General features: G+C 64.8%; 25 protein-coding genes, 2 tRNA genes and 2 pseudogenes. 20 read left to right on the top strand and 9 right to left on the bottom strand.

Going from position 1 to position 25,958, the window contains the following annotated elements:
* Window positions 1–9: 9 nt before the first annotated feature.
* Window positions 10–951, top strand: a complete 942-nt coding sequence (locus EJ069_RS20750) for a glyoxylate/hydroxypyruvate reductase A (protein WP_126062890.1) — start codon at window positions 10–12, stop codon at window positions 949–951.
* A gap of 366 nt (window positions 952–1,317) precedes the next feature.
* Here EJ069_RS20750 and EJ069_RS20755 read toward each other — a convergent pair.
* The 3 genes and pseudogenes from EJ069_RS20755 to EJ069_RS20765 form a co-directional block, all read right to left on the bottom strand.
* A pseudogene (locus EJ069_RS20755) lies at window positions 1,318–1,847 on the bottom strand (AAA family ATPase).
* Between the two features lie 74 nt (window positions 1,848–1,921).
* Entirely contained in the window at window positions 1,922–2,296 is a 375-nt protein-coding gene (locus EJ069_RS20760) for a hypothetical protein (protein ID WP_126062891.1), read from the bottom strand.
* Between the two features lie 95 nt (window positions 2,297–2,391).
* A complete protein-coding gene (locus EJ069_RS20765; protein WP_126062892.1) occupies window positions 2,392–3,315 on the bottom strand; it encodes a methyltransferase domain-containing protein in 924 nt (307 codons plus the stop codon).
* Window positions 3,316–3,424: 109 nt separating this feature from the next.
* On the opposite strand from EJ069_RS20765, the gene EJ069_RS20770 reads away from it, so the two are divergent.
* Complete coding sequence (locus EJ069_RS20770) at window positions 3,425–4,435, top strand: ligase-associated DNA damage response exonuclease (RefSeq protein ID WP_126064827.1); 1,011 nt, start codon at window positions 3,425–3,427, stop codon at window positions 4,433–4,435.
* Between the two features lie 314 nt (window positions 4,436–4,749).
* Window positions 4,750–6,351, top strand: a complete 1,602-nt coding sequence (locus EJ069_RS20775) for a cisplatin damage response ATP-dependent DNA ligase (protein ID WP_126062893.1) — start codon at window positions 4,750–4,752, stop codon at window positions 6,349–6,351.
* 170 nt (window positions 6,352–6,521) lie between these two features.
* Here EJ069_RS20775 and EJ069_RS20780 read toward each other — a convergent pair whose 3' ends face one another.
* A complete protein-coding gene (locus tag EJ069_RS20780; protein WP_126062894.1) occupies window positions 6,522–7,718 on the bottom strand; it encodes a hypothetical protein in 1,197 nt (398 codons plus the stop codon).
* 333 nt (window positions 7,719–8,051) lie between these two features.
* On the opposite strand from EJ069_RS20780, the gene EJ069_RS20785 reads away from it, so the two are divergent.
* The 7 genes from EJ069_RS20785 to fabG all read left to right on the top strand — a co-directional run bounded on the left by EJ069_RS20785 (window position 8,052) and on the right by fabG (window position 14,345).
* Window positions 8,052–8,127, top strand: a tRNA-Thr gene (locus EJ069_RS20785).
* Window positions 8,128–8,469: 342 nt separating this feature from the next.
* A complete protein-coding gene (locus EJ069_RS20790; RefSeq protein WP_126062895.1) occupies window positions 8,470–10,737 on the top strand; it encodes a propanediol/glycerol family dehydratase large subunit in 2,268 nt (755 codons plus the stop codon).
* Window positions 10,737–11,156, top strand: a complete 420-nt coding sequence (locus tag EJ069_RS20795; RefSeq protein ID WP_095819267.1) for a diol dehydratase small subunit — start codon at window positions 10,737–10,739, stop codon at window positions 11,154–11,156. The genes EJ069_RS20790 and EJ069_RS20795 overlap by 1 nt, the downstream gene beginning before the upstream one ends.
* A 27-nt stretch (window positions 11,157–11,183) precedes the next feature.
* A complete protein-coding gene (locus EJ069_RS20800) occupies window positions 11,184–11,882 on the top strand; it encodes a cysteine hydrolase family protein (protein ID WP_126062896.1) in 699 nt (232 codons plus the stop codon).
* A 99-nt stretch (window positions 11,883–11,981) separates the two neighbouring features.
* Complete coding sequence (locus tag EJ069_RS20805; protein ID WP_245456220.1) at window positions 11,982–13,133, top strand: APC family permease; 1,152 nt, start codon at window positions 11,982–11,984, stop codon at window positions 13,131–13,133.
* Between the two features lie 115 nt (window positions 13,134–13,248).
* Window positions 13,249–13,431, top strand: a complete 183-nt coding sequence (locus tag EJ069_RS33355) for a hypothetical protein (RefSeq protein WP_245456222.1) — start codon at window positions 13,249–13,251, stop codon at window positions 13,429–13,431.
* Window positions 13,432–13,583: 152 nt separating this feature from the next.
* Window positions 13,584–14,345 carry a 3-oxoacyl-ACP reductase FabG gene (fabG, locus tag EJ069_RS20810; protein WP_126062897.1) on the top strand — a complete coding sequence of 254 codons (762 nt, stop codon included), beginning with the start codon at window positions 13,584–13,586 and terminating at the stop codon, window positions 14,343–14,345.
* Window positions 14,346–14,465: 120 nt separating this feature from the next.
* Here fabG and EJ069_RS33785 read toward each other — a convergent pair whose 3' ends face one another.
* The 3 genes from EJ069_RS33785 to EJ069_RS20820 form a co-directional block, all read right to left on the bottom strand.
* Window positions 14,466–14,810: a phosphotransferase gene (locus EJ069_RS33785; RefSeq protein WP_348639374.1), complete on the bottom strand. Its 345-nt coding sequence runs from the start codon at window positions 14,808–14,810 to the stop codon at window positions 14,466–14,468.
* A gap of 13 nt (window positions 14,811–14,823) precedes the next feature.
* Complete coding sequence (locus tag EJ069_RS33790) at window positions 14,824–15,462, bottom strand: phosphotransferase (RefSeq protein WP_281059990.1); 639 nt, start codon at window positions 15,460–15,462, stop codon at window positions 14,824–14,826.
* 113 nt (window positions 15,463–15,575) lie between these two features.
* Window positions 15,576–16,859, bottom strand: a complete 1,284-nt coding sequence (locus tag EJ069_RS20820; protein WP_126062898.1) for an aspartate aminotransferase family protein — start codon at window positions 16,857–16,859, stop codon at window positions 15,576–15,578.
* Window positions 16,860–16,960: 101 nt separating this feature from the next.
* Between EJ069_RS20820 and EJ069_RS20825 the strand changes: the two genes are divergently transcribed.
* The gene (locus EJ069_RS20825; RefSeq protein ID WP_126062899.1) at window positions 16,961–17,722 is read left to right on the top strand and encodes an SDR family oxidoreductase; all 762 of its coding nucleotides are present in this window, start codon (window positions 16,961–16,963) and stop codon (window positions 17,720–17,722) included.
* A gap of 184 nt (window positions 17,723–17,906) precedes the next feature.
* On the opposite strand, the gene EJ069_RS20830 is transcribed toward EJ069_RS20825, so the two are convergent.
* Window positions 17,907–17,982: transfer RNA gene (locus EJ069_RS20830), tRNA-Ile, on the bottom strand.
* Window positions 17,983–19,054: 1,072 nt separating this feature from the next.
* On the opposite strand from EJ069_RS20830, the gene EJ069_RS20835 reads away from it, so the two are divergent.
* From EJ069_RS20835 to EJ069_RS20870, 8 genes and pseudogenes are all read left to right on the top strand, one after another.
* A complete protein-coding gene (locus tag EJ069_RS20835; RefSeq protein WP_126062900.1) occupies window positions 19,055–19,243 on the top strand; it encodes a DUF2158 domain-containing protein in 189 nt (62 codons plus the stop codon).
* Window positions 19,244–19,394: 151 nt separating this feature from the next.
* Entirely contained in the window at window positions 19,395–19,823 is a 429-nt protein-coding gene (locus EJ069_RS20840) for an acid-shock protein (protein WP_126062901.1), read from the top strand.
* Window positions 19,824–19,868: 45 nt separating this feature from the next.
* Window positions 19,869–20,410, top strand: a pseudogene (locus tag EJ069_RS20845) (RNA polymerase sigma factor).
* 74 nt (window positions 20,411–20,484) lie between these two features.
* Window positions 20,485–20,934: a hypothetical protein gene (locus tag EJ069_RS20850; RefSeq protein ID WP_126062902.1), complete on the top strand. Its 450-nt coding sequence runs from the start codon at window positions 20,485–20,487 to the stop codon at window positions 20,932–20,934.
* Entirely contained in the window at window positions 20,931–21,374 is a 444-nt protein-coding gene (locus tag EJ069_RS20855) for a periplasmic heavy metal sensor (RefSeq protein WP_126062903.1), read from the top strand. Before EJ069_RS20850 ends, EJ069_RS20855 begins: the two co-directional genes overlap by 4 nt.
* Before the next feature lie 110 nt (window positions 21,375–21,484).
* Window positions 21,485–21,775 (top strand): hypothetical protein, encoded by a 291-nt coding sequence (locus EJ069_RS20860; protein ID WP_126062904.1) that lies wholly within the window; start codon window positions 21,485–21,487, stop codon window positions 21,773–21,775.
* A gap of 93 nt (window positions 21,776–21,868) precedes the next feature.
* A complete protein-coding gene (locus EJ069_RS20865) occupies window positions 21,869–23,338 on the top strand; it encodes a DUF1800 family protein (RefSeq protein WP_126064828.1) in 1,470 nt (489 codons plus the stop codon).
* Between the two features lie 19 nt (window positions 23,339–23,357).
* On the top strand, window positions 23,358–24,596 hold the full coding sequence (locus EJ069_RS20870; protein WP_126062905.1) for a DUF1501 domain-containing protein: 1,239 nt from the start codon (window positions 23,358–23,360) through the stop codon (window positions 24,594–24,596).
* Between the two features lie 348 nt (window positions 24,597–24,944).
* On the opposite strand, the gene EJ069_RS20875 is transcribed toward EJ069_RS20870, so the two are convergent.
* A complete protein-coding gene (locus EJ069_RS20875) occupies window positions 24,945–25,208 on the bottom strand; it encodes a hypothetical protein (protein ID WP_126062906.1) in 264 nt (87 codons plus the stop codon).
* A 282-nt stretch (window positions 25,209–25,490) separates the two neighbouring features.
* On the opposite strand from EJ069_RS20875, the gene EJ069_RS20880 reads away from it, so the two are divergent.
* Window positions 25,491–25,937, top strand: a complete 447-nt coding sequence (locus EJ069_RS20880; RefSeq protein ID WP_126062907.1) for a pyridoxamine 5'-phosphate oxidase family protein — start codon at window positions 25,491–25,493, stop codon at window positions 25,935–25,937.
* Window positions 25,938–25,958 lie beyond the last annotated feature (21 nt).

The raw sequence follows: 25,958 nt of genomic DNA on the forward strand, positions 1-25,958 counted from the left end.
AATCCGCAAATGGAAAAAGGCAAAATCCTGCTTGCCGTCACGGCCTTTCATCCGCAGCGCTGGCATCAACTGCTGGCGGCCGAGCGCGAGGTGGTGCTGGAGCCGGCAGGCGCCAACGATCCCTCGATCGCCTACGCGGTGGTATGGAAGCATAAGCCGAACCTGCTCTCCGGGCTGCCCAACCTGCGAGCCATCTTTTCGGTCGGCGCAGGCGTCGACCATATCTTCGCCGATCCCGGCCTGCCCGACGTGCCGATCGTCAGGGTGGTCGCCGACAATCTCACCCAATACATGACCGAATATGTCGTCTGGCGGGTGCTCGATCACCATCGGCACGGCATGCTCTATCGGGCGCAGCAGCCGAAGAAGATCTGGCACGAGCCGCCGCAGCGCCCGGCCGGCGACATTTCCGTCGGCATCATGGGCCTCGGCCATCTCGGCCGCGCGGCGGCGTCGGTGCTTTTGTCGCTCGGCTTTGCCGTGAACGGCTGGTCGCGCACCGAACGGCCGATGAAAGGTGTTTCGACCTATGCCGGCGAGGCGGGGCTGATCCCCTTCCTCAACGCCACCGATATTCTCGTCGTGCTGTTGCCGCTGACGCCGCAAACGCAAGGTATTGTGAATTACGGGCTGCTCAAGGAACTGCGCCGGCGCAACGGGCTTGGCGGCGCCGTGCTGATCAATGCCGGTCGCGGACGCCTGCAGAAAGACGCCGACATCGTGCGCGCGCTGGATGACGGCACGCTGAAGGAAGCGAGCCTCGACGTGTTCGAGGTCGAACCGCTGCCCAAGACAAGCCCGCTGTGGAGCCATCCGAAAGTCTTCATCACGCCGCACGCGGCGGCGACATCGGATCCGGCTCATCTGGTGCCAGCCATGTTGCGGCAGATGGATGCGTTCGAGCGCGGCGAGAAGCTCGAAAACCTGGTCGACCGAGAGGCCGGGTATTAGTTCTGACCGGTTGGTTAGTTTGCCTTGACAGACCCCATGCCTTGGCGATTGGCCGAGACACCTGTCGCGGTCGTCATCCACGGGCGGAGCAAGGAGCGTAGCGACGCGCGCAGACCCGAGGATCCATGCCGTGACTTGGAAGCGCCGCGGCGGTCCGGAATTCTGCACCGTTGCACACTTCGGTCCAGGTAACGGAATGGATTCTAGGGTCTGCGCGCGTCGCTGCGCTCCTTGCTCCGCCCTAGAACGACGAGGTTCAGGAGCCTCCAGCTCATCGCCCGCGATGGGCGTTCCGGCCAATCTCCAATGCATGCCACCTGCCAACGCAAAACACAGCCGACCGGTCAAAACACCTGTGCGGTGCCACTAGTTCAGGCTCAAACCCCAGTCCCGGAAGCACTGCTTGATCGCTCTCACCGAGGATAGCCGCAGCTTCGGAAGGTCGACCGCACCAGCATCGCGCTGTATCGTTTGCGATTTCGCGGCGTGACAACGGCGATATGGTGGATCATGTCCCATTTGACGCTGTCGCGCCCGCCTTCCAGGGCGCCGTGCCTGCCGGTCTCGAACAGGCATCGCCGGAAATAACGCAGCAAGCTCATGGGCGTGGAGACGTCCAGCAGGATCAACCCCGTCGCTCGCCGGAAACGCTGGGGCATGCAAACCGAGTAGTTGCCATCCATCACCCAGCGCTCACCGGCGATGGCGGCGTCGTGCAGGGCGATGAATTCGTCCCTTGGACGCTGCTGCCAATCCGTGTTGGGCAGATGAAAGAGCTGATCAAGGTGAACGGCATCCAGGCCACGCTTGCGCGCGATCGCGTTGGCAAGGGTGGACTTGCCGCTGTTGGACGGTCCCAGGATGCAGATGCGGTCGCCGAGGTCTGAGAGGTTCATCAGTGGTCTTTCAAGCGCGATCAAACGCTCGTCGATCCAGCAGAGCGCCAGGCGGAATACGGAATATCGAACGCTCAGGAAGGCTGCGAGCCGGGCAACCCGAACGTCTCTTTCTTCTTCGGCTTGCCGCAGTCGCGGCGCTCGATCGAGCGGTTCATGGCGTCGATCTCACCGCTCGCCTTGTTGCTGGCGCGCTGCGCCTTGGAGCGCATGTCCGGCGTGAACGGGCCGAAGCCCATCGCCGGATTGGAGAAGCTCGGCTTGGCCGTGATCGGCAGACTGTTCTGCTGTGCCAGTTGATTGCGCTGCGCCAGCAATTGATCGCAAGGCACATCGTCATATTGCAATGAGGACTGGACGTCCTCGTCCTGGCGCTCGGCCATCGACGTGCCGCCGACACAGCCGGCGACCGTCAGGCAGGACGCCAACACAACCATGGTCCAGCGCATGGATCTTCTCCTCGTGATGTCTGCCCCGCGCTACCCCGACCATGCCATTCAGGCTTTTTCGCAGCAAGGCCAGGCTCATGAGAGTGCCGGATCGCTCACCCGGCAGATGAGGCGGGGAAGCCGGCCACGATGGCCAGGCCCTCGACGGGATCATGCCGATCGTGCCGGATAACCACGCTTTCCAGAGACAGAACCGCAAGCCCGTTGGCCGAGAGCACGCGCCGCGCATACGCCTCGGAATGGACGTAACGCCGCGACGGCCGCAGAGCGAAATCATCGCCGCCGGCAAGCGTCTCGAGCGAGAAGGCGAATATGCCGTTCTGCGCAAGCATGTTCGCGACCGCGCCGACGATGCGTTCGAGCGCGCCCAGATAGATGAACACGTCGGCCGCGACCACGAGGTCGGCCCCCGCGCCGGAGTGGGAAAAATGCTGAAGGTCGGCCTTGGCCAGCAGGTCATAGATGCCCTTGGCCTTCGCTTTGCTGAGCATGGCGGCCGAGATGTCGTAGCCCTCCAGCCGGTCGACGAACGGGCGCAGCCTTTCGCCCATCAGGCCGGTGCCGCAGCCGAGGTCGATGGCCAGCCGGAACCGGCCGGGCCTTGCCTTGCGGATGGCTTGGCCGAGGAAGTCCGGCAGCCGATAGCCCAACCTCCCGACAAGCGACTCCTCGAAACTGTCGGCGTAGTGATCGAACAAGGTCTCGACAAAGGCGCTGGGAGGCGCCGGGGCCGCGGGCGCCTTGCCGATCAGTTGCAGCTTGAGCGCGGCGCCAAGGCGATCCGCGGAGTCGAGCTTCAGCGCCATGGTCCAGGCCTGCTCGGCCTGGTCGGGCAGGCCAGCCGCCTCCTGCATCTCGCCGAGGCGAAACCAGCCGGCGGCCCATCGCGGCGCCAGCTCCAGCGCGCCGAGCAGAAGCTCCGCCGCCTGCGCCGGCTCGCCCGAGGCGAGCAGCATCTCGGCGAAATCGGCGCGACGGTCGGCAGTCAAATCGCCCGACGAGGCCTGGAGCGGTTTCATTCGTGAAGAATCCCACCGGCGGCGCGGAGCCGGCGGCTGGCTTTAAGATGAGTCAGCAGTCTCTTGCAACGGGCTTTCCGCTGCAAATTTAGCCACTATGTTCAAGACCATGCGCGCCAGCGACCTGCTCAAACCCCGGCCGGAGGGCCTCTATTGCCCGCCTGGCGATTTCTTCATCGATCCGGTGCGGCCCGTCGGGCGGGCGCTGATCACGCATGGCCATTCGGACCATGCGCGCTCCGGCCACCGCTCGGTGCTCGCCACGCAAGAGACGCTCGACATCATGGGACTGCGCTATGGCGAGGATTTCGCCGGAACGACGCAGGCGGCAGTGCCTGGCGAAACAGTCGACATGAACGGCGTCGCCGTCACCTTCCATCCGGCCGGGCATGTGCTGGGCTCGGCGCAGATCTGCGTCGAGCACCGGGGCATGCGCATCGTCGCCTCCGGCGACTACAAGCGGCAAAAGGACGCCACCTGCCTGCCGTTCGAGCCCATCCGGTGCGATGTCTTCATCACCGAGGCGACCTTCGGCCTGCCGGTGTTCCGGCATCCGCCGGACCATGAGGAGATCGCGCGCGTGCTGAAATCGGCGGCGCAGTTTCCCGAACGCTCGCACCTGATCGGCGCCTACGCGCTTGGCAAGGCGCAGCGTGTGATGCGGCTGTTGCGCGACGCCGGCTACGACAAGCCGATCTATATCCACGGCGCGCTGGCCAGGCTCAGCGAATATTATCAGAGCCAGGGGATCGATCTCGGCCGGCTCGAGCCGGCGACGGTTGAAAGCGGCGGCAAGGCCGATTTCGCCGGCGCGATCGTCGTCGGCCCGCCCTCGGCCTTCGCCGATCGCTGGGCGCGGCGTTTTCCGGACCCGATCTCCTGCTTCGCCTCGGGCTGGATGCGCATCCGCCAGCGGGCAAAGCAGGGCGGCGTCGAGCTGCCGCTGATCATTTCCGACCACGCCGACTGGGACGAGCTGATCATCACGATCAAGGAAACGGGTGCTGCGGAAATCTGGGTCACGCATGGCCGCGAGGAAGCGCTGGTGCGCTGGTGCGAGCTGGAGGGCATCGCGGCAAGGCCGTTGCATCTGGTGGGGTATGAGGATGAGGGCGATTGATGGCCAAAGTGGTATCGCCAATCGCCGCCGTCGCGCTCTACGGCCCCCCTCTCTGCCCTGCCGGGCATCTCCCCCTCAAGGGGGGAGATTGGCAGCTTGAATGCCGGCGCATCTCCCGCAACGCCGGAGATTGGCGAAAGCCGTGGCGACATCTGATCTCCCCCTTGAGGGGGTGAGGAGAGGTCCGCGCAGCGGACGGAAAGCCAATTGCTTGGCTTTCCGAACGACGAACGCCCGGAGCGACAGCGAAGGGCCGGAGCCGGCAGGCCAGAGAGGGGGGCCTCGCGCCGGCTTTTGCCCCTGGCGTGGCGCGAATGAACCGCTTCGCCGAGCTCCTCGACCGTCTCGTGCTGACGCCGTCGCGCAACGGCAAGCTGACGCTGCTCAGAGACTATTTCCACAGCGTCGAGGATCCCGATCGCGGGTTGGCGCTGGCGGCGATCACGGGCGATCTCAACATCGCGGCGGTGAAGCCGGCGATGCTGCGCGCGCTGGTGGTGGAGCGCATGGATCCGGTGCTGTTCGGCTATTCCTACGACTATGTCGGCGACCTCGCCGAGACCGTGTCGCTGGTCTGGCCGCAGCCGCAAGGCCACCTCCCCAACCATATGCCGACGCTTGCCGAGGTGGTCGGCAGACTGCAGGCGGCAAGCCGCTCCGACGGGCCCAAGGTGCTGGCGCGGCTGCTCGACGACGCCAACATCTCGGCGCGCTTCGCCATCATCAAGCTGGTGACTGGGGGGCTGCGCATCGGCGTGTCGGCGCGGCTCGCCAAACAGGCTCTGGCCGATCTTGGCAAGATCGATGTCAGCGAGATCGAGGAGCTCTGGCACGGGCTGACGCCGCCTTACACCGAGCTGTTCGCCTGGCTGGAAGGCAGGGCGGAAAAGCCGAGGAGCGCGGCACTTGCGCTGTTCCGGCCGGTGATGCTCTCCAACGCCGTCGACGATGGCGACCTCGAGAAGCTCGACCACGGCGCTTATGCGGCGGAGTGGAAGTGGGACGGCATCCGTGTGCAGGCGGTCTGCGAGGGCGGCGTGCGCCGGCTCTATTCGCGTACCGGCGACGACGTGTCCGGTGCCTTTCCAGATCTTGCCGCGGCGATGACTTTCGAAGCGGCGCTCGACGGCGAGCTTTTGGTCGGCGACCCTCGCGAGGCGACCGGAACCTTCTCCGACCTGCAGCAGCGGCTGAACCGCAAGAGCGTGTCGCCAAAGATCCAGCAGCGCTATCCGGCCTTCATGCGCTGCTACGACGCGCTGCAGATCAACGGCGAGGATTTGCGCACGCTTCCTTTCGCGGAGCGCCGCAAGCACCTCGAGGCGTTCATCAAGACGCTCGATCCTAGCCGCTTCGATCTCTCGCCGCTGGTCGAGTTCCCCGATTGGGAGACGCTGGAACGGCTGCGCCAGGCGCCGCCGCATCCGATCATCGAAGGGGTGATGTTGAAGCGCTGGGATTCGCCCTACCTTGCCGGCCGGCCGAAGGGCCCATGGTTCAAATGGAAGCGCGATCCGCACACCATCGACGCGGTGCTGATGTATGCGCAGCGCGGCCACGGCAAGCGTTCCAGCTTCTATTCAGACTACACGTTCGGTGTGTGGGCCGGCCCCGAGGGCTCGGAAGAGCTGGTGCCGGTCGGCAAGGCCTATTTCGGCTTCACCGACGAGGAGCTGAGAGAGATCGACAAATATGTGCGCGACAACACCATCGAGCGTTTCGGCCCGGTGCGCTCGGTGCGCGCCGACCGCAGGAACGGCCTGGTGCTGGAGGTGGCGTTCGAAGGCCTCAACCGCTCGACCCGGCATAAATCAGGCGTGGCGATGCGCTTTCCCCGCATCTCGCGACTGCGCTGGGACAAGCCGGCGGCGGAAGCCGACCGCATCGAAACGCTGCAATCGTTGTTGGATGGCTAAGGGCTGAAAATCCGACGTCGGCGCTGTCACCCCGCCCGCGCCTGCGGCGCGACCTCCCCATCAAGGGGATGGTAAGGGTTGGCGCTACATCCTACCTCCCCTCGATGGGGAGGTAGGCGCGAAGCGCCGGGTGGGGTGCTGCGCCAGCGTTGATAGGTAGAGCGCACGGGTCACTGCGCGATCGAAACGCGTATCTCGTAGATATCGACCGATTTGCCCTTCTGGTCGATGTCGGAGTTGATGGCGATGGTGCCGGCGGCGCCCGGATGCTTGTCCGGAAACTGCACGTCGAACAGATATTCGTTGCGTTCGTGGCCGACGGCGTAGCGCTTGCGGCCGCAATCGCCGAGATCGCCGAAATTGCAGTCGACCGATATCTGCGTCTCCTTGCCCTCTTCCGAGCGGGCGACGACGTCGAACATGGCGTGCTTGCCGACAAGCTTCTCCAGCACGCCCTGGCCGACATCGAAGGCAATGGCCGAACCGGAAGCGCCGGAGCGGATGCGCAGGAATTGACCGGTGTCGTCCTTCATCACGTCGGCGCCGGCGTCGGAAGGCGTGCTGACATGGGTCGGATCGGCGGGCGAGAAGACGTTGATCCAGTTCTTCGACTGGTCCGCCTCGCCCGGCTTCTGCGGCGAGCCGGTGTCGCCCGGCTGCGAGGAGTCCTCGCTGTCAAGGGTCGGCGTCGGCTCCGGCGGGCCGGTGTCGAGCTCGGCAGCCGTCTTGAAGACACCGGTCTGCTTGGCGAAGTAGAGACCTATGCCGGCGGCGGCGAGCAATGTCGCGACGACGAAGATCGCGGTCAGCGGCAGGCGCCGGCCTCTGATCCGCCGCTCGTCGCGGTCGGGCGCGACCTCGGCGCCGTTGCGGACGGGAGCGCCCGGCGAATCATCGAGCGACGGCGCGTCGGGGAGCGCCGTCTCGTCCGGCATGATGTCGGGCACGCGCGGCAGCACGCGCGAACGCGGCTGGTCCGAGGCATCTGGCTGCACCGGCCCGTCGACGGTGATCGAGGGTGAGCGTGCTGATTGCGACGGCGGCAGCGGCGCGTCGACCGAAGGCGCGGCCGAACCGGCAGGCGCTTCGACGCGGGGATCCGGCGCGCCATTGCCGGCCGGCACGACATTTTCCGGCGGCAGCGTCACATCGGGGACGGCCGGCAGGAACTCCGATTCGATCTCGGTGATCTTGGCCTGCACCGCCTTGCGGCGGCCGATGGCGGCCTCGACCGTGATGTTCGGATTGGCCTGGAGGACGCGGTCCAGCGCGGCAAAGGCCGATCGATAGACCTTCTCTCGGAACGCCCGGTCCTCGGCATTGCCTTTCTCGAAGGCATTGCGGATAGCTTTCTCGATGGGGTCCAAGCGAGCTCCCTCTGCGCGTTCGCTCACAGTTCCCTGATCGTTAGCCGCAGGCGGCCAATCGATCAACGGGCAAGCGGCTGCCTTGCCGGCGTATCCAACGCCATTTCGGGGTTTTTTGCTGGAGAATCAACATTTTTCGTCACGAACACTCCGGACGATGCGGCCGTGGAGCAGCCGGCTTGGACGCCACCGCGCGCCGCGGCCGCTGCCGTTGCGCGGTAACCGTAGATGGGAATTGCCGGCAAAGAGGCCGGAATTCGCCGCTGCCCATCTTGAATTAGCGAGCGGTTGAGTCTATCACGCAGCCCATTCTGGAAGCCTGACGCTTCCCGGGCCGCTTTAGCTCAGTTGGTAGAGCACATCATTCGTAATGATGGGGTCGCGTGTTCGAGTCACGCAAGCGGCACCAAAATTCAAGCACTTAGCCGATCGCCTCCCTCGATTTGTCCGAGTGGCGGCGGAAGTTCTCTTCCAGCATCTGCAGCGACGGCGCCTCCCAAACTGAACCAAAAAGGGCACGGACGAGAGGGCAAGTCACTCAAGTTGAACAACAGCCGCGCATGTCGTCTGCGAGCACTGAGATCCTTGACTAGGTCGTAGGCGAGTCTCGAAATCCCGTGAGCGCCGCGCCTATCCCCAAGGTTCCGGTGGTGATGGCGGCCAGGGCAGGCCCTTCGGCGAGATTCGATGCAGGCCATTGTGTGACGATCGGGCATTCAATAGTCTTTCCGTCGGGTCAAGGAATGCACGCATGACGCCGAAACTGAACCGCTGGAAGCGCTTCGCCGACTGGGACGAGCGGCCGTTGCGGCTGGACAAGTTCGCGGCGGAAGACCCTGCCAACGGCTTCTCCGCCTTCTCCAGCCCGGCCGATCCCAAACCCGGCATCGGCATCAAGGGCGGGCGCGTCGTGTCCCTCGATGGGGTGCTCGAGCGCGACTACGACATGATCGACCGCTTCATCGCCCGCCATCACATCGACCCGGAAGTGGCGCCGGAAGCGATGGCCCTGGAGTCAGCGACCATTGCGCGCTGGCTGGTCGACATGAACGTTCCGCGCGAAAAGCTCGTGCGGCTCGCCCACGGCATGACGCCCGCCAAACTCGCTGAGGTCGTGTCGCAGCTCAACGCGCTGGAGATCGCCTTCGCCTACTCGAAGATGCGAGCCCGCAAAACACCGGGTAACCAGGCGCATGTCACCAACGCCAAGGACGACCCGCTGCAGCTCGCCGCGGACGCCGCAACCGCCGTCGCCTTCGGCTTCGACGAGATCGAGACTACGATGCGCGTGTCGCGCAACGCCTGGTCCAACGCGGTGGCGTGTGCGGTGGGCGGCGCCGTCGGCCGCTGGGGAACGCTGTTCCAATGCTCCAGCGAGGAGGCGGAGGAGCTGCGCATCGCCATGGCCGGCTTCACGTCTTATGCCGAAACCGTTTCCGTCTACGGCACCGAAAAATCGTTCACCGATGGCGACGATACGCCGTGGTCCAAGGCATTTCTCGCCGCCGCCTACGCCTCGCGCGGCGTCAAGATGCGCTGTACGTCGGGCGCCGGCTCCGAATTGCTGATGGGCTTCCATGAAGCAAAATCGCTGCTCTACCTGGAGGCGCGCTGCCTCTGCCTGCAGCGCGGCATGGGGGTGCAAGGCACGCAAAATGGCGGTATCGACGGAGCGCCTTTGACCGCGACTATACCCGGCGGTGTTCGCGAACTGATGGCCGAGAACCTCATCGCCGTCTGGCTCGATCTCGAATGCGCATCAGGCAATGATGCGCGCTCCACCGAATCGGAAATTCGTGTCGGCGCCAAGATCCTTCCCTACCTGATTGCCGGCTCGGACCTGATCTGCTCCGGGATGGGATCGATCCTGAAATACGACAATTCGTTCAACCCTTCGCTGATCAACGGCGAGGAGCTGGAAGACTATCTTGTGCTGCAGCGCGATTTCGAGGCCGATGGCGGGCTGACGCCGCTGCCCGAGTCCCGCGCGATCGAGTTGCGCGAGCGGGCGGTGGCGGCGATCGCCGCGGTGTTCGAGGAGCTCGGCCTGTCGACACCGACCGAGGACATGAAGACCAGCGTGGTTTATGCCTCCGGTTCCGACGACACGCGCAGCCTGATGCCACGCGACGTGAGCTTCATCAGCGAGGCCATCAAGGAGCGCGGCATCACCGTGATCGACACGGTCAAGGCGCTGGCCAACCGCGGTTTCCGAGAAGAGGCCGAGAACCTCCTGAACGTGGTGAAGCTGCGCCTTTCCGGCGACTATCTCCAGACCTCGGCCATGATCCGCAATGGGCGAATCGTCAGCGCGGTCAACGACCCGAACGACTATCTCGGCCCCGGCTCCGGCTATCGCTTGTCCGAAGAACGGCGCCTGCAGCTCAACGACATCCGCGATGTGCTGGATCAGAAAGAAGTGCTGCGCTCGGAGGCCCTGCACGAGAAGGACGAGGCAAGGCACATCCGCTATCGCAACCTTGGGCCGGCAGCCAACGGGTCGACAAACGACGACGTGGTCATCGGCATCAGCCCGGCCTTCGGGCTGAAGCTCTACCGAACGACGGCCGGACATCGGCTGTCCGAGGTGCTTGGCGCCATGCTGGATGCGATCCGCGCGCGCGGGCTCAAGGCGCGCGTCGTCCGCTTCCGCCATACGGCTGATACTTCCTTCCTTGGCCTGTCCGCCGCCCGGCTTGCCGGCAGCGGCATCGGCATCGGCATCCAGGCCAAGGGCACGGCCGTCATCCATCAGCGTGACCGCCAGCCGCACAACAATCTGGAACTGTTTTCCAATGCCCCGATCACCAGGCTCGAGCACTATCGCGCCCTCGGTGCCAATGCGGCGGCCTATGCGCTGGGCGAAATGCCGGAGCCCATCGTGGTGCCGCAGCGAGGCGAGGCCATGGGGTCGCGCTACCATGCGCGCGTCGCCCTCATCTACGCCATCGAAACCGGGCTGACCGAGGCCGGCGCGGCTCCCGAAGAGGTCGACGTCGTCCTGACGGGAGCGAAATAGTGACCCTTACGCGTGCCGACTATCCGCTCGCCGAAACCCAGCCTGGCGCCGTGACCGGCAAGCACGGCAAGGCGCTTCCGGAGATAACGCTGGATGCGGTGCTTGCCGGCGAGGTGACGATGGAAGACCTCCGCATCACGCCGCAAGCGCTGCAGGCGCAGGCCGATGTGGCGCGCGATGTCGGCCGGCCGACTCTCGCCCTCAACTTCGAGCGCGGGGCAGAGCTGGTCGAGGTGCCGCAGGATTTCATCATGCAGGTCTACGAACTGCTGCGCCCAGGCCGCGCCAAGTCCAAGGAAGAATTGCTCGAGGCCGCCGCCACGATGCGCGAGACCTACCAGGCCGAACGCATCGCCCGTTTCATCGAGGAAGCCGCCGAGACCTACGCGGCGCGCGGCCTTTTCACGTTCCGCTTCTGAAGGACCGCCCGCTTCTGAAAGGACCGCATGAGCTGGAAAACCGGATTCCGTTCGCTCTATTACCTCGGCGCACCCGAGCCGGATGATCCGGTGCTGGTGCCGGCACAAACCGCCATCCTGATCATCGACGTTCAAAACACCTACCTGGAACGGCCGGATCGCGCGTCGCTTTCACCGCAGGAACAGCAGCGCTACGATCTGTGGACGCCGTTCCACGAGCGCATGCACGGCACGGTCATACCGAACACGGCAAGATTGCTGGAGTTGGCACGGGCAAATGGCATCGAATGCCTTTTCGCCCGCATCGCCTGCCATACCAAGGACGGGCGCGACCGCTCGCTCTCCCAAAAAATGCCGGGCTGGAACAATTTGCTGCTGCCAAAGAACGACGCGGCATCGCAGCTCGTAGCCGAGCTTCAGCCGGCAGGCGACGAAATCGTGGTGACCAAGACCACCGATTCCGCGCTGACCGGGACGAATCTGCGCCTCATCCTGCACAATCTCGGCATCAGGAACGTCATCTGTTGCGGCATCTTCACGGACCAGTGCGTGTCTTCGACGGTGCGCAGCCTGGCCGACGAAAGCTATGCCGTCATCGTGCTCGAGGATTGCTGCGCGGCGGCGACCGACGAGCTTCATCGCAAGGAGCTCGAAATCATCAACATGATCTATTGCCACGTCATGTCGAGCGCCGAGCTTTGCAAAATCATGGCCTTGGCAAAGTGATGCGGCGTCCGTAGTGTCAATACAGCACTCGCAGGCCGGGACACATCGGCCGCCACGTGCGGGGAACTGCATACAGCTGTCACGAATGGAGAGGGCTTCATGGCCACGGAAATTGCAAGCGGGACGATCGACGTCTCGAAGAGTAACAGCATCAACCTTTTGCACTCGAAAGCCGTGGGGCTTGCGGGGGTGCTCTTTCTGGCCGTCACCGGCGCGGCGCCAATGTCGGCGATGCTGGGCAATGTGCCGTTCGCGGCAGGCTACGGCATCGGCAAATACACGCCGGCCGCCTTCCTGATGGCGACGATCGTGCTGACCATCTTCTCGGTCGGCTATGCGGCGATGGCATCGCGGGTATCGTCCGTCGGTGGCTTCTACTCATTCATCAGCCAAGGGCTCGGCCGCGAGGTCGGCATGTCGGCCGGCATTGGCTCGCTCGCCTGCTACTCGCTGTTCGAGGCCTCGCTCACTGGTTTGTTTGCATTTTTCGGCAATCTTTGGATTTCCCAGCACTTCGGCATCAACGTGCCGTGGATCGTGCTCGCGCTCGCCATGATCGTGGTCATCGCGGCACTCGCCTATCGCGACGTGAAGGTGTCGGCGCGCCTGCTCGGGATCGCCCTCATTCTTGAAGTGATCATGCTGGTGATCTTCTCGCTGGGCGTGCTTTTCGCTCATGGCGGGACGAATTTTTCCGGCGATTCGCTCAATGTGTTCAAGGTGTTCACGCCTGTCGCCGAGCAGAAGGTCGGCGATGTGGCGATACCCGCCGGCGAGGCCGCCGTCGGTATCTTCATGGCGTTCTGGTCGTGGGTCGGTTTCGAGATGGCGCCGAACTACGCCGAGGAGTCGCGCGATCCAAAGCGCATCATTCCGCAGTCGCTGCTGATCTCGGTCATTGGCCTCGGCCTGTTTTACACCTTCGTCAGCTGGTGCGCGGTGGCGGCCTATCCCACCGAGGCCGACATGGTGGCCAAAGCCTTCTCCGACGGCGTGAACTTCTTCCTGACACCCATTCAGACTTTTGTCGGCGGCTGGGGCTATCAGCTGATGTCGCTGCTCATTCTCACCAGTTCCTTCGCCTGCGGAATGGCCTTTCACAACACCGCTTCCCGTTATTTGTACTCGCTGGCACGCGAGGGCGTCCTGCCACAGGCGATCGCGGAGACGCATGATCACCACAAGAGCCCTCACAAGGCTCGGCCCTGCAGTCGGTTCTGGCAGCGATATGGGTCCTGCTCTACGGTCTAGCCTACGGCTTCGACGATCCGTCGGGACAGGCCTGGCTGGGCGTCTACACGCTGTTTGCGGTGCTCGGCACCGGACTGCTGCTGGTGCTGCAGCCGTCGTCTCGCTGGCGATCTACATGTGGTTCAAGAAGAACGGCGGCGGCAGCCTGCTGGCGACGGTCATCGCGCCGTTGATCTCGCTCGTGGTCCAGCTGGTCCTCGTCTACACGCTGGTGGCCAATCTCGCGACGCTCGCGGCACCAATGGCTTCGCCAGGAGCATCCCCTATGTCGGGCTTGCGATCCTTATCGTCGGCCTGATCTGGGGTTTCGTGCTGAAGTCCACCAACCCCAAGGCGTACGCCAACATCGGTCACATGGTGAACGAAGGCTAAAGCGCTACCGCCCAGAAATCCTTGCGACAACGGGGACGGGGTATCACTCTGTCCCGTCTCATTTTGGAGCTTCAGATCATGACCCAGTCTTTGAAGGGCCGGTCCGTCGTTGTTACCGGCGGATCGAAAGGCATCGGCAAGGGCATATCGCGGGTGTTCGCGCTGTCTGGCGCCAAGGTCGCCATCATTGCGCGCCATCTCGACCAGGCCGAAGCCGCTGCCGCCGAGATCGGCCACGGCGCCTTTGGCGTGGTTGGCGATGTCACCTCGCTCGCCAGCATCGAGAGCGCTTTTGGGATAGTGGCCGGAGAAAACGGGCGCATCGACGTGTTGTGCGCCAATGCCGGAATTTTCCCGCAGGCCCGGCTCGAGGACATGACTTCAAAACAATGGGACGAGGTTGTCGACACCAACCTCAAGGGTACCTTCCACGCGGTCAAGGCAGTCGTTCCCTACCTCAAGAGATCCGACCAGGGCCGCATCGTGCTGACCTCGTCGATCACCGGCCCGGTCACCGGCTTCCCCGGTTGGTCGCACTACGGCGCCACCAAGGCGGGGCAGCTCGGTTTCATGCGAACGGCCTGCATCGAGCTGGCCAGATACGGCATCACCGTCAACGCCGTTATGCCGGGCAACATCATCACGAGGCCTAGCCGCCTGGGCGAGGATTACCAGAAGACGATGGCCGCCTCGATCCCGCTCAAGCGGCTCGGAACCGTGGAGGACATCGGTTACGCCGCACTCTACTTCGCGTCGAAGGAAGCGGGATACGTGACGGGACAGACGATCATCGTCGACGGCGGCCAGATTCTGCCGGAGAGCTTGGAGGCCCTGGCATAGAGCGGCTCGTGACGACCGCTCTATCTCTTGCCTGACGCAATTCCCCAGGGAAAGCGCTACGCGCTTTTCCCGGGAAAACCGTTTCACGCCTTTCCTGCGATTGCTGTCAGGAAAACTTGCTCAGATAGGCCTCGCACAGCCCGACGGTTCCCTCGGTGTAGGGAAGGCCCATCGACTTTGCGAGGTCCGTTTCAGCGTGCGAGCCGATCCAGCAACCAGCAACAGGCGGCGCAGCATCACGAAGGTCGGCATTTTCGTCCTCGTCCGCCTGGGCAGGTCAAGCACGCGGCGATAGCCGGTCGTCCACGACTGGATGAGATCGGTTGCCTGCGGCTCATGCTCGTAGAAAGAGATGGGTGTAGCGGCGTCGTACATAAACCAGCCGAAGCCGCAGTCGTCGAAGTCGATGACCTTGACCGTCTTGCCGTCGATCAGAAGATTGGCGAGCCGCAGGTCGCAATGGATGAGGCCAAAGCGGTCATTGACCCTTGCCGAAGGCGGCGAGCCTGCGGCCGATCAGCTCCGCAGTGCGGCCAAAAAGTTTGGCTTTCGCGGCGTCGACGCCCATGCCGTCACGCCAGCGACCCCAATGGGGCTTTTCCTCGCCGAGACTTGTCTCGAAATCCCACACGTGGCGAGTGAACCAGGATGGGCGCTTCCATTGCCGGGCGTGGATGTGCATGCGAGCCGTCACCTCGCCAAGCACCTCGAAAGGTTCGGCGAGCGCTTCGCCTATGCCCGGCTCCGAACCGGTCTCCCATTGCGACAGCACGACATTGCGCGGTTGCGCCAGCCTGGCATGGCCGGCACGCTGGATGTGCTCGCCATCCTTGCCCGCCACCGGCACGGGGGTGGGCACGATCCCGGTCTGGCGCAAGTCGGTCAGCCAGGCCAGTTCGGACTGGATGGCCGTCCTTGAATGGTAGCCGTCGCGATGGATGCGGAGCGCCCAGCGCCGGCCGTCGGGAGCCGCAACCTTATAGGTTGCGTTCTCCGACAGGTTGATCATCGTAACGGAGACGTCCGCCGGCAGATCGTAGTTGGCGATGGCCGCCTCCGCCGTCTCCTGCAGGATGCCGAGTTGCTGGTCATGGGTGAGCGCGTCGAAATCCGTCACTGTCCGTCCTGCCTATCTTTGCACCTTGTCCCCTGCCGGAACCCTGCGATCTCAGCAAGTCCAATCGCCAGCCGCGCTGGACGCCTGGCAGTTTCAACCAGGTTTGGACCATGTCAATTCGCCTTGCCTGCCTGATGCAGCAGCTCCCGGGCGCGCGGCATTGCCGCATCGAAACGATCCATGATGTCCCGGCAGGTTTCGTGATCCAGAAGCACGCCGGGCTTCCACTGCAGCACCCGCTTATCCAGCGAGGAGAAGATCGCCCAGACGCCCTGCTCGTAGAGTGCACGCGACACGAAGACGGCGCCCTCCGGGTGATTGCTGAATTCCAGGCCGAGGATCACGCCTTTTTGGCGCACGCCGGTGAAGATGTCGCCGTGCCGAGCCAGCATCTCGCCCATGGCATGCGCCATGAACTCGGTCACGGTGCCGACATTGGCCACCAGCTCAGGCCGCTGCAGCATCTCGATGACCTTATGGCCAACGACACAGCCGAGCTCGGCCCCGCCGGTGGTCGAGATGTGGGCCGCCCCGTCCTCGTTGAGCCAGCCGCCGGCCTTGTCGTTCACCAGTGCCGCGCTGATCGGATAGAGCCCGCCAGACAGGCCCTTTGCCGTCACCATGATGTCCGGCTGGACGCCATAGGCCTGCCAGCCCCACATGCTGCCGGTCCGCATCAGGCCGGTCTGGACCTCGTCGGCGATGTACATCGCGCCATGCTTTTCGCACAGGGCCTTGCAGGCGCTGAGATAGCCGTCCTTCGGCATCGGGAAGCCGTAAGTGGCGGGGATCGTCTCCATGATCAGCGCCGCGACGTCTTCACCCTCGAGCGCCTGTTCCATGGCGTCGATATCGTTGAAGGGGATCTGGATGAACATCTCCGGCTGGTCGGAAAGAAAGATCTTGGTGAAGCGATCGTCGCCGGTCGCCACCGCGAGCCCCGAATGCCCGTGGTACCCCTTGATGATCGACACGATCTTGCGCCGCTTGGTGGCATAGCGGGCACTCTTGATGGCGATGTCCACCGCCTCCGCGCCGCCCGGCGCGAAGACCGCATATTTCATTCCCGGCGAGACATCGACGAGGGATTCGGCCAGCGCCGTGCGCGCCACGGAGGGGAACCAGTGATTGCCGATGTCGAAATAATCGAGCGCGCTCTTCAGCGTCTCGACCAGCTCCGGATTGCGGTGACCGAGATTGTAGGTGCCGCCGTTCAGGTGCAGGTCGATCAGGCGGCGGCCCGACATGTCGTAGAGGAAGTAGCCCTCCCGCCTGCCGATAACCAGATCGATCCCGGCCTTCTGCCAGAACCTGGTCTTGTCGGGATTCCAGAAACGGATTGCCTTGTCGAAAAAATCCTGCTTCGACTCGAACTTGAAGGGGCCGAAGTCGTACATACCTGTTTTTTCCCCCGAGGTTGATCGGCGCGCACCCAAGCCGGCGAGGCTCGTTCGCCGGATGATGCAGGATTACGGGCCAGGGAGAAAGGGGCTGAAAGATGATCCTGAAGGACAGGACCGCGATCGTCACCGGGGCAGGATCGGGCATCGGCAGGGCGGCAGCGCTGATCATCGCGCGCGAGGGTGCGGTGGTCGGCGTGGCGGACCGCAGCGCTGACGGCGCGAACGCGACCGTCGACCAGATTGTTGCTGCTGGTGGCCGAGCGAAAGCGCTTGTGTTCGACCTGACCGACGATCAGGCGCTTGAAGCCTGTTTCCGCAATTTCATCGACACACAAGGCAGGATCGACATCCTGCACAATCATGCCGGCGTGCAGGTAGAGGGTGACGTGCTCGGTGTGAGCGTCAAAGGCTTCGACACGTCCTGGACGCTCAATGTGCGGGCTCACTTCCTCGGTGCCCGCATCGTCATGCCATTCATGAAGAAGGCAGGCCGCGGCGTCATCCTCAACACGTCGTCGAGCTCCGGCGTGCTCTACGACCGCGAGATGATCGCCTATACGACGACCAAGCACGCGGTGATCGCGATGACCAGGCAGATGGCCGGCGACTATGGCCGCTTCGGCATTCGCGTCAACGCGCTTTGCCCGGGTTGGGTGGACACGCCCTTCAATGCTCCTTTCATCGCCCAGATGGGAGGCCGGGAAGCCATCGAAGCCTACATCCGCGAAAAAGTGCCGCTTGGTCGTTGGGCAAGCGTCGAGGAAATCGCGGAGGCGGTGCTGTTTCTTGTGTCCGACCGGTCCTCGTACATGACGGGCCAGATTCTGGTTATCGATGGAGGAGAGACGGTGGTCTAGGCGTGGGCTTCAGGAGGTTATTCGGACCGGACCGAGGAGACTGGAGTTACCAGGCTTCGGCACGCGTCTGAGGGGCCGAATGGACATCCAAGAGAATGCCCCGTCCCGCTACTTCTCACAGGTGACATCAACAGCGCTCGCTAAATTCCCGAGGAATAAGCGTAGGCATTTGAAATGGAATAGTTGGTGGGCCCGGAGGGACTCGAACCCCCAACCAAGCGGTTATGAGCCGCCGGCTCTAACCATTGAGCTACAGGCCCCACGCGGGCTGGCTTAGTGTTTTTCGCTCTTCCGCACAAGCCTCTCCGAATGCGCCGGTTCGATCGCCGGGGTCAGGCCATATCCCCGAGATGGAGCGATTCGAAATGACCGAGTAGCGACGACCCGATCTTTCGAACCTTGATTTGGTCGCTGATGCTGCTGGACCTTGGCCTGCGGCGATCCGCATTGTTTTCCGAGTTGCTTCAGCCGCAAACGCTGCCTGCGCAGGAAGAGGTTCGCCTCCATCCAGGAGAAACGCGATCCAGCGCGGGTTGCCGGCTCTCCAGAGCGGCGTCTTGGTCGCCTTTTGACCCGACTCGATCCGCGCCCAATGCCGGCGGCCTGAGACAGGTATCTGATGGCGCCGACAGATTTTGCCAAGCCCGGGCTGACAAATCACCGGCACAGGCAATCTGCCCCAACGGAATAAGGGGCTATATCTTTTGTCCTTTCGGACCAATGCGTCCGCCAGGATGGACCTCGGTCGATTGTGGACCAGCGGGCAAATCAGACAGTGTCGCCATCGCGCCGGCTGATAACCCCAAGCCCCCCGCCCATCGGTTGGCGCATGCCCGGCTCGCGGACCTCAAAATCCTAACCACAAAAGCGAGCCGGGCTTCCATCCGCGTGCCCGCGCCGAGACGCAAATTGCCGGAAATGCAATGAGGAGTTGGACTGTCTATCACGTCGATTTCGCAGCAGGCGGCAACAGCCCGCTTCTAACCGAGATCGGAAGCGTTGAAGCAGAGAACCTCCTGGCAGCGGTTATGAAGGCACAGGCATTGTGGCCCGATGAGAGGTCCATGACCGTCCGCCCGGCCGGACAAGACAGCCAGTCGGTGCAGCCGCCGGCCTCTCAGCGCGACAGCGATTGAAGACACGGAGCGATCAAGTCGCTCGCTTCGCCTGCGAAGCCCCGACACGATCCGGCCACATATGGAGCGCTGCCCGGCGCGCCAAGCAAGCGGCATCGACACCTTCCCAACCCTGTACCACGTCGTCGGCGCATGTCGGCCATTGTCGGGAGTAGCTGTTGGTGGGAAACTCGGCCGGTCAGCATGGGAGGTCGAAATGCCCAATAGTTTCAAGACCGGAGACGTCGTCAGGCTGAAATCCGGAGGGCCGGAAATGACCGTCAGCGATGGCGCGGCCTCCGGCACGTATCTGTGCCACTGGTTCAACCGCGAAGGCGACGTCTGGACGCCGCAGCATGCCGGCTTCAAGCCGGACCAGCTGGTGGTGGTCGACAACCAGAGATAGTCGCCGCTTCCGTACGGGCGCATTCCGGTCCGGCGCAACCGGATCGGATAGATTTGCTGTCCAGTCGAAATAGACCGACGGATTTTGCTCCTCGCCGCGTTCAACGGCTGAAGCGTGGCCGCCAATGGCCGCTCAAACCGGTGACGAGAGCATGATCCGCCTATTCGCCGTTGCCCTTGGCCTGCAGACCGCTGTCGCGGTCGCCCAGACGACGACGCCTGCCCCCGCCCAGACGACGCCGGACACTGCGGCTTCCGCCAAACCTGACCAAACCAAGTCCGGCCTCACGCTGGAAAAGTTCGAAGCGCGCCGGGAAAAGGCGTTCATGCGGGCCGACACCGACAATGACGGCAAGGTCAGCCTCGCCGAACGGACCGCTTTCCAGACCGAACGCAAGGCCAAGGGCGATCCGGCCAAATCCTTCGCGCGCATGGACGCCAACAAGGACGGCTTCGTCGACAAGGGCGAACTCGACGCCTTCCTCGCCAAGCGCTTCGCCAAGCTGGACAAGAATGGCGACGGGGTGCTCAGCGCCGACGAGCGGCCAGGCCACAAATCCGCTCCCAAGCAGGAGCAATGACCAAGAGGTTATGCCGTGCAATGACACATGCGAGCGCCCCTGTTGATGGGCGCCGATCCGGACGAGGAACTGGTACGCCGCATCGGCGCCGGCGACCCCGCCGCAATGCAGGCGATGGTGGCGCGCAAGCTACCGCGCATCCTGGCTCTGGCCGCGCGGATGCTCGGCGATCCTGCGGAGGCCGAGGACGTCGCGCAGGAGACTTTCGTGCGCATCTGGCGCCATGCTCCGGCTGGCGCCAGGGACACGCGCGATTCGACACCTGGATCCATCGCGTCGCGCTCAACCTCTGCTACGACCGGCTGCGGCGCCGGCGCGAATGGACGACCGACGAGTTGCCGGAGGTGGCCGATGACGCACCGCTTCCCGATGCCATGCCGGGCGACGAAGAGCGCAGGGTCAACCAGGCGCTGCAGCGCCTCGCGCCACGCCAGCGCGAGGCGATCGTGCTGGTCTATTATCAGGAGCTGTCCAACATCGAGGCCGCCGGCGCCATGCAGGTCAGCGTCGATGCGCTGGAGAGCCTGCTCGCGCGGGGTCGCCGCGCCCTGCAGGCGATGCTTATCGGAGATGATGGCGATGACTGATACAGCAAGGGAGTTGCCGGCTTCGCGGATGAGGGCGTGGGGGGCCACGTCAAAACGGTGGAAGGGGGAACGATATGGCTGAGAGGACTAGAGAAGGGCCGATGGATGCCGGGCGTTTCGCCGCGTTGGCTGACGCCTATGGCGGCGCGTTGCACCGCTGGCCGCGGGCCGATCAGGCCGCCGCGACACTGTTTGCCGAGACCGAGCAAGGCCGCGCCATCCTGGCGCGCGCCGGCAGGCTCGACGTCATGCTCGACCGGCATCGGGTCGAGGCGCCCAGCCCGGCGCTGCATCGCGCCATCGTCGCCCGGGCAACGACCGAGGTCAGGCAGGAGCGGCGCCGGCGGTTCTGGTGGGTGGGCTTCGGGCTCGCCGGCGTCGGGTTCGCTGGCGCCGTGGCAGGGCTGGCGCTGGTGACCGTCGTCAGCCCGGATATCCAGTCCGACCATTATGTGATGGACGCCAACGCGACGTCGTTCGGCGACGCCGGGCCCGATGCCGACCAGGCGGAGGAGGACCTATGAACCCCCGTCTTGCCGCGGCATCCCTGGTGCTCAACGTCTTTCTGATCGGCGCGGTGGCCGGCGGGGCGGGCTGGCTGATCGGCAAATCCAATCCGGGCTTTTCGCTGGAATCGGCAGGCGGCCGGCTGCCCGCCGCCGACCGCAAGATTTTCCGCCAGGCGCTGCGCGAGGTGCGCCGAGAATCCCGCGACGTGATCCTTGATGGACAGGCCGCAAGGCGCGAAGCGGCGAACCTCCTGCAGCAGCCTACCCTCGACAGCAATGCGCTTGCGGCGGCGCTCGAGCGCGCGCGCAACGCCGACGTCACCGTGCGGGCGCGGCTGGAGCAGCGCATCGTCGAATTCGCCGCATCGGGCTCGCCGGAAGACCGCCAGTTGCTGGCCGACGCCTTGCTTCGGCGTGCGGGTCGGCAGCCGCCGCCCGCAAAAAAATCGCCATAGGCGGCGACGGAAAAAGCGGGCGCGCTCCGTTCAAGGGAGAGAGAGACAGGCCTGTGACCGCCTTCGGCGGCGGCAGGTTCTCTTCAACCTCGGAACTTCGGGAGTATCCCATGAACAGTCTGACGAAATATTCGCTCGCGGCCGCGCTCGCCATCGGCGGCACGGCCGCGGCAAGCGCGGCTTCGGCCATGCCGATCGCACCGGTTGCGCCCGCCGCGCCGGCAAGGATCGAGCATGTCGCCTGGGGTTGCGGTCCGGGCTGGCATCCCAATTATTGGGGCCGCTGCGTCCTCAATCGGCGCGTGATCTACCCCGGCTATTATTACTGGGTCGGGCCGCGCGTCTATATCGGCCCGGCCTGGCATCCGTACCAACGCTGGCACCACTGGCGCCGCTGGTAAGAGCCGCCTCGCGATGCCACTGCTGCGGCCGGCGTCGTGAAGCCATCCGACGACGAGGACAGGCCGCCGACGCGGCGAGCGCCGGCCGGAGAGATGGAGGCTGGATTGGCCTTACCCGCATCAAATGCAACGCCGCCCGATCCGGCACTGGCCGCGCTCCACCGCTTCGGCCTCGGCGCAAGACCAGGCGACGATTTCGCCAAGATCGCCGCCGATCCGCGCGGCTATCTCAAGACCGAGCTCAAGCAGCAGGACATCGCGCTGATTTCCCCCGACGACCCGAGGAATGCCGGGCTGCTGGACAGCACCGCGGCGATCCAGGCCAGCATGGCGGCGGCCATGGAGCGTAAGGCGGCGCGGGATGAGAAGGTGGCCGCCGCCATGCAGCCGATGCCAGCGGATGATCCAGCCGGCCCGGCCGTGGCAAAAGCCAAGCCCGCTTTGCCGCGTGTCGAGGCCGATATCTATCGCGACGACGCACAAGCCCGGCTCGACAAGGCGCTCGCCGCGACGCCGGGCTTCGTGGAGCGGCTGGTCGGCTTCTGGTCGAACCATTTCTGCGTGTCGGTCGCCAAGGCGCCGGTCGTGCGCGCCTGCGCCGGCGCCTTCGAACGCGAGGCGATCCGCCCCTTCGTGCTCGGCGGTTTCGCCGATATGCTTTTGGCTGTCGAGCATCATCCGGCGATGCTGTTCTATCTCGACAACCAACAGTCGATCGGGCCTGATTCGCGCGCCGGCAAAAGGCGTGGCCGCGGCCTCAACGAGAACCTCGCCCGCGAGATCCTGGAACTGCATACGCTCGGCGTCGGCAGCGGCTATGCTCAGGCCGACGTCACCAGTTTCGCCGCCATGCTGACCGGCTGGACCATGGCGGGCCGCGAGGGGCGGCTGGGAGAACCGGGAAGCTTCGTCTTCAACGCCAATGCGCATCAGCCGGGCAAGGCGGCGCTGCTTGGCAAGACCTATCCCGACAGCGGCATGGGCCAGGCGGAGGCCGCGCTCAACGACATTGCCCGCCATCCGGCCACCGCGCGGCACATCGCCACCAAGCTTGCGCGCCATTTCATCGCCGACGATCCGCCGGCGGGGGCGGTCGCCCGCCTGGCCTCGGTCTTCACCAAGACCGACGGCGACCTGCGCTCGATCGCCTTGATGCTGGTCGACATGCCCGAAGCCTGGTCGACGCCGCTCACGAAGCTGCGCTCGCCGTTGGATTATGTCGTCGCGCTGCGACGGGCGGTCGGCGCGACCGCCGGCAACGAACCGCAGCGGTCGCTGCGCTGGCTGAGCGCGCTCGGCGAGCCGCTGTGGCAGCCGCCAGGACCGAACGGCTTTGCCGACAGCACCGACGCCTGGGCTTCGGCGGAGGGGCTGAAGACGCGTCTCGACATCGCCTGGCAGGCCGCGGAGCAGGCGAACGACATCGGCGATCCCGACGAGATGCTGTCGTCGCTGATCGGCGCGTCCGTGTCGGACGAGACGCGGGTCGCGATTTCGCGCGCCGAGTCCAAGCAGCAGGGCCTGGCGCTGCTGTTGATGGCGCCTGAGCTCCAACGTCGCTGACAGCAATGGAGATGCGGCCATGAGCCTTCTTTGCGAAACCCCAACCCTGTCCCGGCGCGCGATGCTGATGACCGGCGGGGCGCTGTTCGCCTGGGCCTATCTACCGCGCTTCGCCCGCGCCGCCGACAAGCGCGACCCGCGCCTGATCGTCATTGTGCTGCGCGGCGCGCTGGACGGGCTGTCGACGGTCGGGCCGGTCGGCGACCCGGACTATGCCGGCCTGCATGGCGACATCGCGCTTTCGCTCTCAGGCGCCAACCCGGCATTGCCACTCGACGGTTTCTTCGCCGTCAACCCGGCAATGCCGGTGTTTGCGCGGCTGTTCAAGGCGGGCCAGGCGGCGGTGGTGCATGCTGCGGCGACCGGCTATCGCGACCGCTCGCATTTCGACGGCCAGGACGTGCTGGAAAGCGGCCTGCCAAGCCCCGGCAATGCCACCACCGGCTGGCTCAACCGGGCTTTGGCCAATCTGCCGGCCGGTGACAGGATCGCGAAGGCCGGCGGACTCGCGGTCGGGCCGTCGACGCCGCTGGTGATCCGCGGCGCAGCACCCGTGCTCGGCTGGGCGCCACAGGCGCTGCCCACGCCCGGCGACGCCTTGGCCGAACGCGTGCTCGACCTCTACAACCATCGCGACCCGGCGCTGGCTGCTGCCCTGCAGAAAGGTCTCGACGCCGACCGCATGGCGATGGGCGACCAGCTCGATGGCAAGACGATGAAGCCGAAGGGCGGCCTCGACAATGCCGCCGGCATGCGCCAGTCGGCGCAGGGCGCTGCCAGGCTGATGGCGGCCGATGACGGGCCGCGCATCGCCGCATTAGCCTTCGACGGCTGGGACACGCATGTCAACGAAGGCGGCGCGACGGGGCGGCTCGCCAACCTGCTCGGCGGCCTCGACGGCGCCTTCGAGGAATTCGAGAAGGGGCTCGGCGAACGCTGGCAGGACACGGCGGTCGTCGCCATCACCGAGTTCGGCCGCACGGCGCGCATCAACGGCACCGTCGGCACCGACCACGGCACCGGCACGGTGGTGCTGCTCGCCGGCGGCGCGATCAAGGGCGGCCGCGTCATTGCCGACTGGCCGGGACTGAAGCCGGCGCAGCTCTATGAAGGCCGCGACCTTGCGCCGACCAGCGATGTGCGCGCGGTGCTGAAGGGGCTGCTGGCGGATCAGTTCGGGCTTTCGGCGGCAGTGCTTGGCGACAAGGTGTTTCCGGAGTCGGCGACGGTGAAGCCGATGCGGGATCTGGTGGCGTGAGCCTGGGTTTGCCGGTCAGAGATGGCTTCGGCGCCTGTCAGTTCGTCATCCACGGGCGGAGCGGGAGCGAAGCGGACGCGGAGACCCGAGGATCCATTCCGTTACCTTGATCGAAGGGCGCGGCGGAGCAGAATTTTGAACCGCTGCGGCGCCTCAACGTAACGGAATGGATCCTCGGGTCTGCGCTGCGTCGCTTCGCTCCTTGCCCCGCCCGTTGATGACGAGGCTGAGGGGCCGCGGCCAATCACGAACGCTGGCGCGGAGGTTTCGAACCTGTGCGTGGGGACCTTAGCCAAAACGCCCGCGCCGTTTCCGGCGCGGGCGTCGACGGCGATCCGGGTGCGATCATCAGCTCCAAAAACCGTGATGCCAGCGGCCGTGATACCAGAAGCCGGGGTGCCAGTGGCGCACATGCATCGGGCGGACCCGGCCGTTCGGCACGCATCCGCCCCAGCGGTTCACGTGCCAGCCGGGGCCGCAGCGCCAGCCGACGGTCTCGACTGGCAGCGGAGATGCGCTTGGCTTGACAAGCGGCATGGCCTCGGAGCCAACGGCGGAAACCGTCAATGTGCCGGCGGCCAGGGCGATGGACAGAAAGTATTTTGCGAACATGCGTTGTCTCCGTAATTCGTCCCTACGTCCGTGAAACGGAGTGTAGGCCGAATTCCGTCGGAGCGGTGTGGATCACATCTTCGTTAGCCCCTTCGACGGCACCGCCCCGCGACGGTTCGGCACGCGTCGCCTCCGGTTGCGCCGTTGAAATGGGATTGTCGCGGCCGGCATCAAATTGATCCATATCAAGGAGCCACGAGGTCCTCCGCTCTAGGCTCCAGGTGATAGAGGCCGATCGGCGGAGACCGGCCGAAGGCCGGTTGAGACCAGGAGTTCACAGCGATGATGATCCGCGCGCTCTCCACTTTGGAATGCACGAAATTGCTGGCGGCAAACCGCATCGGCCATCTGGCATGCGTGAAGGATGGGCAACCTTACGTCGTATGCTTCAACTATGCCTACGCCGACAGCCATCTCTATGCATTCTCCTTGGAGGGTAAAAAGATCGACTGGATGCGGGCCAATCCCCTGGTGTGCGCCCAGGTACAGGAACATACGCAAGGACGCGGATGGAGAAGCGTTGTTGTCGACGGCCGCTATGAGGAACTGCCCGACCGAGTCGGCCATAAGGTTGAGCGCGACCATGCCTGGTCGGTCTTGAGCAAGCACACCGATTGGTGGGAGCCAGGCGCGCTCAGGCCCGTCACGCCTCCCACATCGGACACCATTCCGCACGTTTTTTTCCGGATCCTCGTCGAGCAGATTTCGGGACGGGAAGCGAGCGAATAATCGACTCGGCGCGAGCCGGGC

The organism is Mesorhizobium sp. M2A.F.Ca.ET.043.05.1.1 (assembly GCF_003952445.1).
GTDB lineage: Bacteria > Pseudomonadota > Alphaproteobacteria > Rhizobiales > Rhizobiaceae > Mesorhizobium.